Source organism: Neorhizobium lilium, from assembly GCF_004053875.1.
In the GTDB taxonomy this organism is placed as follows: domain Bacteria; phylum Pseudomonadota; class Alphaproteobacteria; order Rhizobiales; family Rhizobiaceae; genus Neorhizobium; species Neorhizobium lilii.
In genome coordinates this window covers 102,677-116,809 of the sequence record NZ_SBIP01000001.1, presented here as the reverse complement: position 1 = coordinate 116,809, position 14,133 = coordinate 102,677, and the positions used below count along the sequence as shown (strand labels likewise).

Genomic DNA, 14,133 nt, shown 5'->3' with positions numbered 1-14,133 from the left:
CATATAAGGTTATCAGACAACCCTACAAGCCGGAAAATCGCGCGTGCATCCGGCGCACAACAAAGCACGGGAGGAGAAGACATGCACATCCTGATTATCGGGGCGGCCGGAATGGTCGGTCGCAAATTAACGGCGCGGCTGGTCGCAAATGGCAGTCTGGGAGAGCAGTCCATCGACAAGATGACCCTGGTCGATGTGGTCAAGCCGGAGCATCCGGATGGTTTTGCCGGTATCGTTGATGCAGTAGAAACGGACGTCTCGCTGCCGGGAGAGGCGGAAAAGTTGATTGCCGCCCGGCCGGATGTCATCTTCCACCTCGCGGCGATCGTTTCGGGTGAAGCCGAGCTCGATTTCGAGAAGGGCTATCGCATCAATCTCGACGGCACGCGCTATCTCTTCGACGCGATCCGGTTGGCAAACGGGCAGGACGGCTACAAGCCGCGCGTTGTCTTCACCTCGTCCATCGCCGTCGTCGGAGCGCCACTGCCGCTGTCGATACCCGACGATTTCCACCTGACACCGCTCACCAGCTATGGCACCCAGAAAGCGATCTCCGAACTGCTGCTGGCCGATTACAGCCGACGCGGCTTTTTCGACGGGATCGGCATCCGCCTGCCGACGGTGTGCATCCGCCCAGGCAGGCCGAACAAGGCCGCGTCCGGCTTCTTCTCCAACATCCTGCGCGAGCCGCTAATCGGCCAGGAAGCGGTTCTTCCCGTTTCGGAAGATGTCCGACACTGGCATGCGTCGCCGCGCTCGGCGGTCGGATTCCTCGTGCATGCGGCGACGATCGATCTGGACAGGGTGGGGTCCCGCCGCAGCCTGTCCATGCCGGGGGTCAGCGCCACGGTGGGCGAGGAGATCGAAGCGCTTCGGCGCGTGGCGGGCGAGAAGGCAGTCCGGCTGATCCGCCGCGAGCCTGACGAGATGATCATGAAGATGGTCGCCGGATGGGCGCCGGGGTTTGAAGCCAAGCGGGCGACCGAACTCGGCTTTACTGCCGAAAAGAATTTTGACGAGATCATCCGCGTTCATATCGAGGACGAACTGGGAGGCACGCTGTGACAGGAGCGATGGACAAAGGCGGCAAGCGCCGCATCGCCTTTCTCGGAACGGGGCTCATGGGTGCGCCTATGGCCCGCCGCCTGTTGAGGGCCGGGTTTCCGGTCAGGGTCTGGAACCGCGATGCGACAAAGTCGGCAGGTTTGCAGCCGGACGGTGCCGCAGTTGCCGTGGCTCCCGCTGAAGCTGCGCAAGATGCGGAGATCGTCTTCACCATGCTGACCAATGGAGAGGCTGTCGGGCAGGTGCTGTTCGATAGCGGCTGCGTCGATGCGCTGAAACCGGGAGCCGTTGTGGTGGATTGCAGTTCCATTGCCCCCGATATTGCCAAGGTCCACGCAGCAAGGCTTGAAGAGCGAGGCATTCGCTATCTCGATGCGCCGGTGTCCGGCGGCGTGGTGGGCGCGGAAGCAGGGACGCTTGCAATCATGGCTGGCGGGGAAGCCGCCCTTGTGCAGGAACTGGCGGATGTATTCGCGGCGCTGGGCCGGGTGACCCATGTCGGTCCGAACGGAGCGGGGCAAGTCTGCAAGCTCGCCAATCAGCAAATCGTCGCCATCACCATCGGCGCGGTTGCGGAAGCCATGATCCTGGTCGAAGCCGGAGGTGCATCGCGCGAAGCCTTCCGCAACGCGATCCGAGGCGGCTTTGCCGAAAGCCGCATACTGGATCTGCATGGCGCTCGCATGATCCGACGCGACTTCGAACCCGGCGGAACTTCGAACAACCAGTTGAAGGACCTGAATGCCGTGGCTGCTCTGGCAGAGGCGCTGTCGCTCGATCTGCCGCTGACGACACAGGTGCGTGAAGCGTTCAAAACCTTCGTGGCCGAAGGCGGGGGCGGTAAAGACCATAGCGGGCTGTTGCTGCATCTGGAGAAGCTCAATCCGAAAAGCGGTTAAAAAAACTGAGAGCTGTTAAGGTCGTGCTGCCACTGGAACCGGTTGACGCTGTGGGCATTGCTGCAGGTCCCAACCGGGCCAGGAACGAGTATGCCAGGATAGATGTCAGCCAGCCGTAACAACCGCCTCATGTCGAGTTTCCTCTCCCGCCTGCTCTGCGGGAGCGTGATGATCCTCGCCGGAACATTTGCCATGGGGTCTGTGTTGGCTGCCGAGCAGCAGGACGAGGCGTGCCTGTATCAAGCTCCGGCAGAGGAAGGCCGGCCCGCCGTCTGCATCCGCGCCAAGAGCTTTCATCAGGATCTCTGCCACGCGCTGGAACAGGCTGCTTTGGCAAGCGAGGTTCCGCCCGATTATCTTGCCAGGCTGATCTGGCGCGAAAGCCTGTTCCGTCCGGACGCCGTCAGCCCCAAGGGCGCGGAAGGCATTGCACAGTTCATGCCGGCAACAGCGAGACAACGTGGGCTCGGCAACAGCTTCGACGTCATCGCGGCCCTCTTCGCTTCGTCACGTTATCTCAAGGAAATGCGCGACCGTTTCGGCAATTGGGGTCTGGCGGCCGCTGCCTATAACGCAGGAGAGGCTGGACTGTCCGGCTATCTCGCCGGCAGAGGCCTGCCGCTGGAGACGCGAGACTATGTTTTTGCGATCACCGGCTATCCGGTCGAAACGTGGAAGGAGCGGGCGCCGGAACAGGCCGCGCCGCCGCTCGATGCTTCCAAACCTTTCAAGGAGGGTTGTGTTCAGCTCGCCATGACCAGACGGCTGGACGAGCCTGTTCTGCTTGGCTCGGCAGATTGGGCGCCCTGGGGTGTTCAGCTGGCCGCCCACCGCAGGCCAGCGGTGGCGAGCCGGCTTTTCCTCTCCGTGCTCACTCGCCTGCCGCCGCCTCTCAACGCGGAACGTGCAATTCTCGTACGTCAGAAAGGCGGCAATTTCGGGTACAGGCCGCGATATGCGGCAAGGATCGGCCGGGCTAACCGTGCGGAGGCTACCGATCTCTGCCGACAGATCCAGGCTGCCGGCAGCGCCTGCACGGTCTTCCGGAACTAGACGGTTTCCGCCGCTATGTCTTCGGACGCTCGGCCCGCATCGCAGCGGCGATCTTGTTCATCAACGGAAACTGCGCGAGCTCCTCGAGCGGTAACTGGAGCCTCGCGCGCCAGTTTGGATATTCGGTGGACGTTCCGGGGATATTGGAGGAGCGCTCTTCGCCGCTGAGATCGGCAAGCCGCACAGCTGCCAGCATACTGGCGGAACGGGCAAGCAGGCGGTGAAGCGCGACCACGACCTCTTCGGATATCGCTTCTTCAGCAGCTTCGGTTTTCGATGCTGGTGCTCCGGCCGCCTTCAGCAGGCTCGATTTGCGCAGCTCCCGGTCTTCACGCAGGGAGGTCGCCTCATCAGCAGCATATAGCCCCTGTCTCTGCCCGAAATTGATGTCGCTGTTTGCCCACCAGCCGATGAGCGGCGGCAGATCGTGGGTCGATAGGCAGGCAAGCGCTTTCTGCGATAGTTCAGACGGATCGAAGCCGTCTGCGTCTGCTTCGAAGTAGAGAACGCGATAGCCGAGGATATCGGCCTTATCCATTGCCGGACGAAAACCATCCGGAACATTGCCGAGATCCTCACCGATCATCACGGTGCGGGTTTCTCTGGATAGGTCAGCGACGACGCGGACCATCTCTTCAAACTGGTAGCGAAGATAGCCGCCATCTTTCGGAAGCACGCCTTCCGGCATTACGAAGAGCTGCCAAATGCCCATTGCATGATCCAGCCGCAAGGCACCTGCATAGCGCATGGTGCGCTTGAGGAGGTCCCTGTAGGGCCGCATCTGCTGTTCTCGCAAAGCTTCGGGCGAAAGCGGAACCAGCCCCCAATCCTGTCCGGCAACGCTGAAGATGTCCGGCGGCGCGCCGATCCGCAGATCCGCGAGAACAAGATCCGGCGTCGACCAACTGGAGGAACCATCGGGTGCCTCTCCGACCGCAAAGTCGAAATAGAGCCCGAGTCGCAGCCCGGCCTTGGCCGCATGCTCCGCGACATCGGTAAGCTGAACATTCATCAACCACTGCAGCCAGAGAAAGAACTCAACCTCCTTGCTGTGGCTGTCCTTAAAGGCCGCAACGGCAGCGCTGCTCGCGTGACGAAAGTCCTCCGGCCAGCTGTGCCAACCGCCGCCATGGCCCTTCGAGACCATTTCGAAGGACAGCGCTTCGAACAGGCAATGCCCGTAAAGCTCGCTTCCGCCCGACTGTTTGAACTCGGCAAACTCACGATGGCTGTAAGGCAGCGGCTCTTGCAGGCGCCCGCTCCAGTCCTCAAAGAGAGTGCGAAGTGCCCTGATCTTCAACTCGGTGACCGCCTCATAATCCACGAAAGGCAGCGCGCGAAGTTCCTTCAGGCGTCCTGAATCAGCAAGGCTATGATCGAAGCCAGGGATCTTGTTCAAAGCGAGGAAGATGGGGTTCAAGAAGGATCGGTTGGACGGGGAATAGGGGCTGCAGCGCTGCGGGTCCGACAGAAATAAAGCATGGAGCGGACTGAGGCCGATGAAATCGGCACCGGCCTCGGCGGCAATATCGCAGAGGGTCCTGATGTCTTCCAGGTCGCCGATACCCCAATTTCGGTCAGAGTTCAGCTCGTACACCTGTGCGGCGATGCCCCACACCGGAGCCTGTTCGAGAAAGCCAGGAAGATAGCAACGGACGCCATCAGGCACCGCCAAGCGAGGAGGCGATGAAGTCATGCCGCCGGGCAGGTCATTCTTGCTGGATATGCCCATCGCGGCGAGCATGGCTTTGCGGGTTTCGAGAGGAACATCCCGCACTTCGCCTTCCATATTCTCATACTGAGCGGCTACCCCAAGGCTTTCCGCCAGATGCTCAAAGGCGGAATCGGAGGAGGTACGCTTGGGACTGGACATGATGCTCTTCTCATTTAGGGGAATGCAAGCTGCAGCGCTTGGGTGGCGTTCGCGCGCACCCCCAATTGTCGATGCACTTCAATTGCTGGGAGCCGTTGCGGGTGGCGATGGACCGGTTACTGCAGGTGGTGAATTGGACGGCGCGGGCACCAGTGCCGATCCGGATACTGCCGGCTGGCTGGGGCCGCGCATCAGAAATCCGGCAACGAGAACGATGATGGCAAGGCCAAGAATAGCTATGATCGCGTTTTTGGACATGATGCTCGTGTCAGCGCGGGCCTTGGCCCTGGGGTTGATGATGCTTAAGTAACCACAGCCTGGACGCTAAGTTCCCGTAGGCCAGCACTTACTCGGCATGAGCGCGTTCATCCCGAAGATTTGAAACTTCCGCTAGACCTGAACAGGCTTGATGTTGGGAACAGGCAGGTCACCTTCGATAACGCCTCTGCGCAGATCCACGCGCCCGAACTCGATCGCGATCACGGTGTATGCTTTTTCGTCACGAAAGAGGCTGGCATTGCGGGTCGTCACGTCTTCGGCGGGCATGGCGTCGATTTCCATGTAGTCGAGTTCTGCACCGGCGGCGACAATCCGCGCATCGCCGGATGTGCGAGCAGCAACGATGACATCGCCGCTGGGAGGCGCACCGCGCCAGCGGGCATCATTGGGCGGCGCGATAGGCACGAGGCGGTAGATGTTCAGCGTCTCGCCGGCCTCGGTTCCCGTAGCCAGGGTTTCGGCGTCGGCAATCTGCGCCTTGCTCTCGACCGAACGGCCGAACGTGTTGGGGCTGGTGCCGTCATTGCGGTCGCCCTGATTGCCGGTCTGTGTTGCGTTCGACATGGATGTGATCCTCCTTGTAGTTTCCCTTCTAACCGGAAGAAGCGACACAGGTTCCGCGGAAGCAAGCCGGAGCCTGCCATTGTTATCATCCTTATCTTTCCGGAGTGAACAAGACGGGCTATGGGAAGTTCCCGCCATGCCGGCGCGGCAAAACGGGAGGTCGGGATGATCCTGGTGATTGGCAGCTACACGGATTCACTGCCGCATGTGCAGGCAAAGGGCAGTGGCGTCAGCCTGCTTTCGTTTGACCGGTTAACCGGTGAAATATCTCCGCTCTTTATCTTCGGGGATTTAAGAAATCCGACCTATCTGGCGCTCTCCCACGACCGATCAAAGCTGTATGCGGTCGAGAAACTGTCCGAACCCGATGGCGCAGGTGTGGCGACGTTAAACCTGGACATCCCAAGCCGGTCTATTTCTTTAGCCGACAGGCTCCCGGCACATGGCGACAGTCCCTGCCACATCGCGATCGATGAAAAGGGGAAGAGACTATTCGTCTCGAACTACATGAGCGGCAACCTCGTCGTCTACGAACTCGACGACGAGGGCCTTCCGAAAGGAAGGATCGTGGATATCCGCAGATCCGGAAGCGGTCCGGTGGCGGATCGTCAGGAAGCGTCGCATGTCCATCAGGCGGTCCTCACGCCCAACGGCCGCCATGTCCTGGTCTGCGATCTAGGAGCTGACGAGGTTGCGCGTTACCGCGTCGATGAATCGTTGATTGATCCGCTGCCGGACATGGTGACGAAGGTCGGCAGCGGTTCGCTTCCGCGTCATCTCGTTTTTTCGCCGAACGGCCGCTACGTCCATGTTGTGCATGAACTGGCCAACACGATAACGAGCTACGAGTACGGCGCGTCCGGCCTGCGCTCTTTGGGAGAGGTATCGACGCTGCCGGCAGGCTATACCGGACAGTCCGCCGCTGCTGCCATTCGCGTCCATCCGCAGGGTCGGTTCCTCTATGCCTCCAACCGCGGGCATGACAGTATAGCAGGCTTTGAACTGGTCGAGGACGACGGCTCTCTGCGGCCGATCGGGCACTTCGCGACACGTGGCCGGGCCCCGCGCGATTTTGCCATTGATCCGTCCGGCCGCTGGCTGGTCGCCGCAAATCAGGACAGCCATGCGCTGACCGTCTTCTCTATCGATCCGACGTCGGGTGCTCTGACGCCAGTCGGCGAACCGTTCGAGATCGGCAGCCCCGTCTGCGTCCTCTTTGCCGAAGAATGATGGAGGCTTCAGGCTCGCCTCAGCCGCAGACAGCCTCTGCCTCGATCTCCACTTCGTAATCGCCGATCAGGTTTCCGGCCTGGGTCAGCGTATTCGCCGGCAGGACATTTGCAAAAGCGCGCCCATGGGCACGCGATACCGGCTCCCACTGGCTCGCATCGCGAAGATAGACACGGGTGCGCACCACGTCTTCCATGCTGCCGCCGAGCGCTGATATGGAGGCCGCGATCTTGTCGAGGATATAGGTCGCCTGCGCCCCGGCATCGCCCGGCGCAACAGCGCGGTCGGCTCCATGGGTGGCGGTGGTGCCGGAGACCAGGATGCGGTCGCCCACCCTGATGGCGCGGCTGTAGCCAGCGATTGGTTCCCATATGCTGCCGGACGACACGCGCAAGCGATCCGGGCGACCGGGTATCGGCTCGGGCCTGTAGATCGAGGGAATGCTGTCCAGATGGTGGCTGAGATCCCCGGATGCGGTCAGGAAGGGTGGCTTGCGGTATTCGTCGCCGCAGTCGCCCGGGATCGGCTTGGTCGCTGCGAAGGCCCGATTGAGAAGCGCATGATCCTCCTCGTCGAAAGCAAACGTGAAGACCTTGAGATTGTCGTCCCGGTGTTCGCTTTCGCCAAGCCTTGCGCCGACGATGGTGGCGGCCACCGCCTCATGCTCCAGCACCCAACGGCTGGCGACGTTGGAGACCGATACGCCATGCTTTTCGGATATCTGGTGGGCGGCGCGCAAAATGCCCTGGAAGGCTTCCCAGCCGCCGGCGGTATCGATGAAGCGCTTGTATTTGGAGCGGCTCCAGTCGGCGATTTCGGTTGGCTCCGGTCGACCAAGCCACTTCTCCGACAGGAAACCGCCGCAGAGCGTACCGTATGCGAGAAGTTTCACATTGCTCTTACCGCAAAGCTCGGAGAGCGCTCCGGCAGCGCGGCGGTCAACCAGTGAGAAGGAAACCTGGTTGGTTGCGATGTCGATACCATCCGCGAGCGCCAGCGCCAGATGGCCTGCGTCGAAATTGGTGAGGCCCAGCGCGCCGATCAGTCCTTCCTCGGTAAGCGCCTGCATCTCGTGCAACGCATCCAGCCAGGCCGGGTGCTCGAAGCTCCACCAATGGAACTGCAGCAGATCGACCTTGTCGACGCCCAGCCGTTCCAGCCGCTGCTCGACGCCGCGTCTCAACACGTCGCGGGTCATCGGTCCGGGCTCCGGGCACCATTTGGTGAAGGCGACCGGTCGCGGGCGGTTTTCGTAGCGGGCCAGCAGGCGCCCCGTAATCAGTTCGGCGGAGCCGTAATGATCGGCCATGTCGAATGTGTCGAATCCTTTGGCGGCATAGGCCTGCAGAGCATCCGCGCCCTTTTCCGGATCTAGCGTGGACCCGTCCTTCTCCATGTCGGCAACCTGCCAGAGGCCGCAGACGATGCGGCTGATCGACAGATCAGGCCGCAGAGCGATGCGTTCGGGATGCTGGTTCATGATCTTGCTTCCTGTCATCTCAAGATTTGCGGCCCCTGCCGAGCGACAGCATAGACCGTCGCTCTCCGACCAGACCTCTCGGTCGCAGGAGGAGGATGAGGCATAGGCCGACGCCGATCATAACGATCTGCAACGCAGCGGCCCGCGCTTGCTGTTCCGGGGGCACGAAGGCCGAGACGGCGGCGGCCGACAGCGCCCATATGCCCCAGACGATAATGGCGCCGAGGATCGCACCACGATTATTGCCGGAGCCGCCGACGATCAGCATGGCCCAGACCTGAAAGGTCAGGATCGGCAGGTAGTTATCGGGCGCGATGAAACCGATGAAATGGCCCTGCGCTGCACCCGCCAGGCCCATGATAGCACCGCCGATGGTGAAGGCCTGAAGCCGGAAGCGGATCGGCCGCTTACCAAGAGCTTGCGCGGCCACCTCGTCCTCGCGGATGGCGCGCAGCACACGCCCCCAGGGGCTTTTCGCCAGATGCTGGAGCGCCAGATATAGCACCAGCACAAGCGCTGCCATCAGTGCCAGATTGGCAAGCCCGAAGGCCAAGGGGTCGCCGGCCAGACTGTTGAACGGCCGGGGGATAAAGCCGATCCCAAAGGGGCCGCCGGTGAGCGGCTGGAGATTGAGGACGCAGAGCTGTACCGTGACCGCAACCCCGAATGTTGCAATCGCAAGGTAATCCGAGCGCAACCGGATGGTCAGCGCCCCGACGAACCATGCAGCCACGCCTGCTGCGCAGGCACCGCCCAGCCATCCCACCGCGATCGGCAGATCGAACCCGCCCAGCCGGTCGGGCGTGTCAGGCGTGGTGAGGATGGCAGAGACATAGGCGCCGATCGCGACGAAGGCGGCGATGCCGACATTGAAGAGGCCAGTCTGGCCCCATTGGATATTGAGGCCGAGGCACATCACGGCGTAGGTAAGCGCCATGGTCAGGAAGAAGGCGCCATAGGCGACCAGGTCGAGGCTCATGCCGGCCTCCCGAACAGGCCGCGCGGCCGCAGCAGGAGAACCAGAACCAGGATCACGAAGGAAACCGCGGCTCGCCATTCGGCTCCCACCAGTTGCACGGCCGCGGCTTCCGAAAGGCCGACGATCAGCCCTGCGATCATGGCGCCCGGCACGCTGCCAATCCCGCCGAGGATCGCTGCCGCAAACAGCGGCAACAGGAGGTCGTGCCCGAGATAGGGACGGATCTGCACGAGAAGTCCGGTCATGATGCCGGCAATGCAGGCAAGTGCTGCGCCGATGAACCACACGAAGCGGATGATGCGGCGAACGTCGATCCCGGCAATGCCAGCCAGCGCCGGGTTCTCGCTGACGGCGCGCATGGACCGCCCGATTTCGCTGCGGGTCAGGAGAAGGTGGATGGCGATGACCACCACCAGCGTCACCCCGAGCACCAGGAGTTGGTCCGGCGTGGCGCGCAGCCCGCCGCCCAGCCGCACGGCGATCTGCAGGGCCTTGGTGTAATAGGCGGGCTTGGAGGTGAACAGGAATTCGAGCAGGCTGCGCAGCGCAAGCGAGGCACCAAAGCTGGCCATGACGAGAATGATGACGGCGCCGCCGCGCGACCGCAGACGCCCAAAGAGCACGGCATCGAGCGCGAGCGCCAGAACACCGGTGAGCAGGACCGCAAGAAGGGCGGCAATCGGCAGCGACCAGCCAAAGGAGAAAGGCGCGATGGGTTTGGTGAGGTTGGCTGACAGAAAGCCGATACTGCCGCTTATGGCGAGCGCCAGATAGGCGCCCCAGGAGAGGAATTCTCCGTGGGCGAAGTTCGCGAACCTCAGGATGGAATAGGTGAGGGTAACGCCGATCGCGCCGAGCCCGATCAGCGCGCCTGCTATCAGGCCGTCCATGATGAATTGCGGGTTCATGAGCGGTCCGCCTTCATGGTCTGGCCGGTGCCGAGATAGAGCCGCGCCAAGATGGGATCGTTCTGCAAGCTCTCACCTGAGCCTTCATGACGGATCTTGCCTTCAACGAGAATGACGGCGCGGCTTGCAATGGCGAGTGCCGCCTTCACATTCTGCTCCACAAGGACCACCGTCACGCCAGAAGCATTGATATCCGTCAGCATGGCAAAGACCTCCGCAACGATTCTTGGCGAGAGGCCGGCGGAAGGCTCATCCAGGATCAGGACCTGAGGATCGACCATCAGGGCGCGCGCAATCGCCAGCATCTGCCGCTGCCCGCCCGAAAGGCTTCCCGCCAGTCGCGCCGGCTTGACGGCGAGGTCCGGAAAGCGGTCATACATGGCCGCGATCCGCGCCGCCCGCTTCTCCCTCGGCAAGACGGCTGCGGCGATCTGCAGGTTTTCGTGAATGGAAAGGGTCCCGAAGATGTTTTCCGTCTGCGGCACGAAGGCGAGGCCTTCGCTGATCTTGCGATGTGCCGGAAGCCGGGTGATGTCGCGCCCGCCAATCGAGACCGTTCCGCCGTGAATGGGTACGACGCCCGCAATCGCTTTCACCAGCGTGGATTTTCCGGCGCCGTTCGGCCCCAACAGGACCAGCAGTTCGCCGGCTGCGACGGACAGATCGACCCCGCGCACGATCGGCAGATCCGGCTCGTAGCCTGCGACAAGCGCTTGGGTCGCAAGGGCCGGCGTTGGACGAACGGCTGCCGTCATGCCGCGCCTCCGAGATAGGCTTCGATAACGGCGGGATTGCCTGCGACCTGTGCAGGACTGCCTTCTGCAAGCGGTTTGCCCAGCGCCATCGCCACGACGCGGGTGCAGAGCCGGGAGACCATGTCCATGTTGTGCTCGATCAGCAGGATCGAGCGGCCCTGCCTGTTGAGCTCGACCACCCGCTCCATGATGGTTTCCAGCAGGGCTGGGTTGACGCCAGCCGCCGGCTCGTCCAGCAGGATGGCTTTGGGCTCCGCCATGAGGATGCGGGCGAGTTCCAGAAGTTTTCGCTGGCCGCCCGAAAGGATCCTGGCCGGCTGGTGCTCAAGCGCCGAAAGCGTGACGAAATCCAGCAGGGCCCTTGCCTTGCCGATTGCAGCCGCCTGCTCGCGACGGACGCGGCCGGGGCGGATGAAGTTTGCCAGCAGGCCCTCGCCATGCTGTCCCTGGGCGCCGGTCAGGACGTTTTCCAGCACAGTCATTTCCGGAAACGGGCGCGGGATCTGGAATGTGCGGCCTACGCCATGGCCGATGCGTCGTTCGGGGCTTTCCTGGGACACCTCGCACCCGCTGATCCAGATCTCGCCGGAGGTTGGTCTGAGGCTGCCGGCGACCAAGTTGAACAGGGTCGTCTTGCCCGCGCCGTTCGGTCCGATCAGCCCGACCATTTCACCCGCCCCAAGCCGTAGCGACATGCCATCTACGGCACTGACGCCCTGAAAACGCTTCACGAGATCGCGCGCATCGATGACGGGGTCGGCGGGCGAGGCTTCAAGCGAAGGTTGGTCGGGACGCGGCATTGCACAAGAGGTCTTGATTTGATGATTGATGTTTGATCAAACTTCACTGCCCGAGGAAATGCAACCGGAAAATGCCGGATGTCAGGGGAGGCCAGTGGTGAACCAAGCGCAGCGGAAGCGGGAGACGACCGGTCCCGGCCATGACGGCGAAGCTTTGTCGCCTGTCATCCGCCAAACGCTTCACGAGCGTGTCTATCTCCAGCTGCGCCGATCGCTGATCAACGGAATGTTCGACGCCGGCGATGTATTGCGGATCGTCGATCTGGCCGATCGGCTTCAGACCAGCACCATGCCGGTGCGTGAGGCCTTGGGGCGATTGGTCTCAGAGCAGGCGCTGGAAGCGCTGCCGAACCGATCGGTGCGAGTGCCGCTGATTACGCGCGAGAGGCTGGACGACCTGGCACGCGCCCGCATCCTCATCGAAGGCCAGATGGTGGCGCTTGCGCTGCCGTATCTTCAGGACGACGATTTCGCGACCCTGAAGCAGATCAATATCGATTGCGATGCGGCCTTCGAGCGCCATGGCAAGGATATCGGCCAGGTCACGTCGGAACTCAACCAGCGCTTCCACTTTCATATCTACCGCGCTGCCCGTTCGCCTGTACTCATTCCGATCGTAGAGAGCCTCTGGCTGCAATCGGGCGCCATCATCCGCAAGGCGGCCCATATCCATGACGAACACGGTGGTCTTGCAGCCACCGACCATCATTGGGCGCTGATCGATGCGCTGGAGCGGCGCGACCTTGTCGCTTCAATGCAGTCGCTGTCGAACGATATCGGGCGGTCCTTCGACCTGATCCGAGGACGCTTCGTTCTGGAAGAAGAGGAAACGCGGGAGGTCGCCCATGGCTGAGAAGGACGATGGGTTCGACCTTTTCGATCTTCGGGTGGATGTGATGATCCCCGAGGGTGGGGTGGTTTATTGCGGCGCCAAGCCCGGCGACCACTTCGAGATGCGGGGCGAAATGCTGCATCTGCCGCCGGGGCAGGGCATTTCCATCTATTCGCTGGCATCGGTCCTGCCGCTACTGGCAGCAAAGCAGCGTCCGACGCATCCTAACGACTGGATGACGACGGATGCCGAGATCGCCTGCCCCGATCCCAATTGCTCGACCCGTCTCAGGATCACTCGCACGGGCCTGCGCCGGTTCAGCCATGCCGCCACCACGGCGGTTCCTTTGAAAGATGAATAGGCCTCTCATGCAGCGCATCACCATCGCTCCGAACTACGAGATTTCCCGCGTCATCCGTGGTGGCTGGCAGCTGGCTGGTGGACATGGCGATATCGATGCGGAACGCGCCATCGAAGACATGATCGCCTTCGCCGATGCGGGGATCACCACGTTCGACTGCGCTGACATCTACACCGGCGTTGAGGAACTGATCGGGCGGTTCCGGCTGCGCTACCGCGACCTGAGAGGCATAGAAGCCCTGTCGCGCATCCGTGTTCATACCAAATTCGTGCCCGATCTGGCCGTCCTGCCCAAGATCAGCAAGGCCTATGTCGAGAGCGTCATCGACACCTCCCGCAAGCGGCTGAACCTGGAATGCCTTGATCTCGTGCAGTTCCATTGGTGGGCCTATGATGTACCTGGCTGGTTAGAAACCGCCGGCTGGCTGAAGGAACTTCACCAGGAAGGCAAGATCGGCAAGATCAGCGGCACCAATTTCGATACGGACCATGTCGAGGCCATTGTCGGCACGGGCGTGCCGTTGACTTCGCTTCAGCTGCAATACTCGCTGCTGGACCGGCGGCCGGAAAAGCGGATGGTACAGCTTGCGGCAGAGAAGAGCTTTGCCCTTTTCTGCTACGGGACAGTGGCCGGCGGCTTCCTTGGCGACCGCTGGCTTGGGCAGCCGGAACCCGAGCATCCTCTCGAAAACCGGTCGCTGACCAAATACAAGCTGATCATCGACGATATCGGCGGCTGGGACTTCCTTCAGGCATTGCTCTCGACGTTGAGGACGATCGCCGATCGCCATCAGGTGGATATCGCGACGGTGGCCAGCGCCGCCATGCTGACCCGTCCGGGTGTCGCGGCAGTGATCATCGGAGCCCGCAACCGCGACCACCTTGCAGCCAATCTGGCGATCTCCGATCTCGTCTTCACGGACACCGACCGGGCCGAGCTGGAGACGACCCTGTCGCAGGCAAAGCCGCTCGACGGGGACGTCTACACGCTGGAGCGGGACCGCGAGGGTCGCCACGGCAGCATAATGAAATACAATCTCAACAAAGGGGAATGAA

At 62.1% G+C, this 14,133-nt stretch carries 15 protein-coding genes; 8 read left to right on the top strand and 7 right to left on the bottom strand.

Annotation, left to right across the window (positions count from 1 at the left end; all coding sequences use genetic code 11):
• The first annotated feature begins 81 nt into the window (after window positions 1–81).
• The 3 genes from denD to EPK99_RS00535 all read left to right on the top strand — a co-directional run bounded on the left by denD (window position 82) and on the right by EPK99_RS00535 (window position 3,017).
• The gene (gene denD, locus EPK99_RS00545; RefSeq protein WP_128440694.1) at window positions 82–1,065 is read left to right on the top strand and encodes a D-erythronate dehydrogenase; all 984 of its coding nucleotides are present in this window, start codon (window positions 82–84) and stop codon (window positions 1,063–1,065) included.
• Window positions 1,066–1,073: 8 nt separating this feature from the next.
• Window positions 1,074–1,964: an NAD(P)-dependent oxidoreductase gene (locus EPK99_RS00540; RefSeq protein WP_128442080.1), complete on the top strand. Its 891-nt coding sequence runs from the start codon at window positions 1,074–1,076 to the stop codon at window positions 1,962–1,964.
• A gap of 102 nt (window positions 1,965–2,066) precedes the next feature.
• Window positions 2,067–3,017: a transglycosylase SLT domain-containing protein gene (locus tag EPK99_RS00535; RefSeq protein WP_245455570.1), complete on the top strand. Its 951-nt coding sequence runs from the start codon at window positions 2,067–2,069 to the stop codon at window positions 3,015–3,017.
• Window positions 3,018–3,030: 13 nt separating this feature from the next.
• On the opposite strand, the gene malQ is transcribed toward EPK99_RS00535, so the two are convergent.
• Window positions 3,031–4,890, bottom strand: a complete 1,860-nt coding sequence (gene malQ, locus EPK99_RS00530; protein ID WP_128440693.1) for a 4-alpha-glucanotransferase — start codon at window positions 4,888–4,890, stop codon at window positions 3,031–3,033.
• On the opposite strand from malQ, the gene EPK99_RS00525 reads away from it, so the two are divergent.
• A complete protein-coding gene (locus EPK99_RS00525) occupies window positions 4,877–5,200 on the top strand; it encodes a hypothetical protein (protein ID WP_128440692.1) in 324 nt (107 codons plus the stop codon). The two genes, malQ and EPK99_RS00525, sit on opposite strands and share 14 nt — an antisense overlap.
• 80 nt (window positions 5,201–5,280) lie before the next feature.
• Here the strand turns inward: EPK99_RS00525 and EPK99_RS00520 are convergent, their stop codons facing one another.
• On the bottom strand, window positions 5,281–5,733 hold the full coding sequence (locus tag EPK99_RS00520; protein WP_128440691.1) for a hypothetical protein: 453 nt from the start codon (window positions 5,731–5,733) through the stop codon (window positions 5,281–5,283).
• Between the two features lie 165 nt (window positions 5,734–5,898).
• Here EPK99_RS00520 and EPK99_RS00515 point away from each other — a divergent pair, with 165 nt between their 5' ends.
• Window positions 5,899–6,963: a lactonase family protein gene (locus tag EPK99_RS00515; RefSeq protein ID WP_164901654.1), complete on the top strand. Its 1,065-nt coding sequence runs from the start codon at window positions 5,899–5,901 to the stop codon at window positions 6,961–6,963.
• A 19-nt stretch (window positions 6,964–6,982) separates the two neighbouring features.
• Here the strand turns inward: EPK99_RS00515 and EPK99_RS00510 are convergent, their stop codons facing one another.
• The 5 genes from EPK99_RS00510 to EPK99_RS00490 are packed head-to-tail and all read right to left on the bottom strand — an operon-like array spanning window position 6,983 to window position 11,885.
• Window positions 6,983–8,443: an aldo/keto reductase gene (locus EPK99_RS00510; protein ID WP_128440689.1), complete on the bottom strand. Its 1,461-nt coding sequence runs from the start codon at window positions 8,441–8,443 to the stop codon at window positions 6,983–6,985.
• Between the two features lie 19 nt (window positions 8,444–8,462).
• A complete protein-coding gene (locus EPK99_RS00505; protein WP_128440688.1) occupies window positions 8,463–9,422 on the bottom strand; it encodes a branched-chain amino acid ABC transporter permease in 960 nt (319 codons plus the stop codon).
• On the bottom strand, window positions 9,419–10,330 hold the full coding sequence (locus EPK99_RS00500) for a branched-chain amino acid ABC transporter permease (RefSeq protein WP_128440687.1): 912 nt from the start codon (window positions 10,328–10,330) through the stop codon (window positions 9,419–9,421). The genes EPK99_RS00505 and EPK99_RS00500 overlap by 4 nt, the downstream gene beginning before the upstream one ends.
• Window positions 10,327–11,085, bottom strand: a complete 759-nt coding sequence (locus EPK99_RS00495; protein WP_128440686.1) for an ABC transporter ATP-binding protein — start codon at window positions 11,083–11,085, stop codon at window positions 10,327–10,329. The genes EPK99_RS00500 and EPK99_RS00495 overlap by 4 nt, the downstream gene beginning before the upstream one ends.
• Window positions 11,082–11,885 carry an ABC transporter ATP-binding protein gene (locus EPK99_RS00490; protein WP_128440685.1) on the bottom strand — a complete coding sequence of 268 codons (804 nt, stop codon included), beginning with the start codon at window positions 11,883–11,885 and terminating at the stop codon, window positions 11,082–11,084. Before EPK99_RS00490 ends, EPK99_RS00495 begins: the two co-directional genes overlap by 4 nt.
• Window positions 11,886–11,982: 97 nt before the next feature.
• Here EPK99_RS00490 and EPK99_RS00485 point away from each other — a divergent pair, with 97 nt between their 5' ends.
• From EPK99_RS00485 to EPK99_RS00475, 3 genes are read left to right on the top strand one after another with little or no spacing between them, the layout of a single operon-like run.
• Window positions 11,983–12,738 (top strand): GntR family transcriptional regulator, encoded by a 756-nt coding sequence (locus tag EPK99_RS00485; RefSeq protein WP_245455568.1) that lies wholly within the window; start codon window positions 11,983–11,985, stop codon window positions 12,736–12,738.
• Window positions 12,731–13,078 carry a TIGR04076 family protein gene (locus EPK99_RS00480; protein ID WP_128440684.1) on the top strand — a complete coding sequence of 116 codons (348 nt, stop codon included), beginning with the start codon at window positions 12,731–12,733 and terminating at the stop codon, window positions 13,076–13,078. The genes EPK99_RS00485 and EPK99_RS00480 overlap by 8 nt, the downstream gene beginning before the upstream one ends.
• Before the next feature lie 7 nt (window positions 13,079–13,085).
• On the top strand, window positions 13,086–14,132 hold the full coding sequence (locus EPK99_RS00475) for an aldo/keto reductase (RefSeq protein ID WP_128440683.1): 1,047 nt from the start codon (window positions 13,086–13,088) through the stop codon (window positions 14,130–14,132).
• Window position 14,133 lies beyond the last annotated feature (1 nt).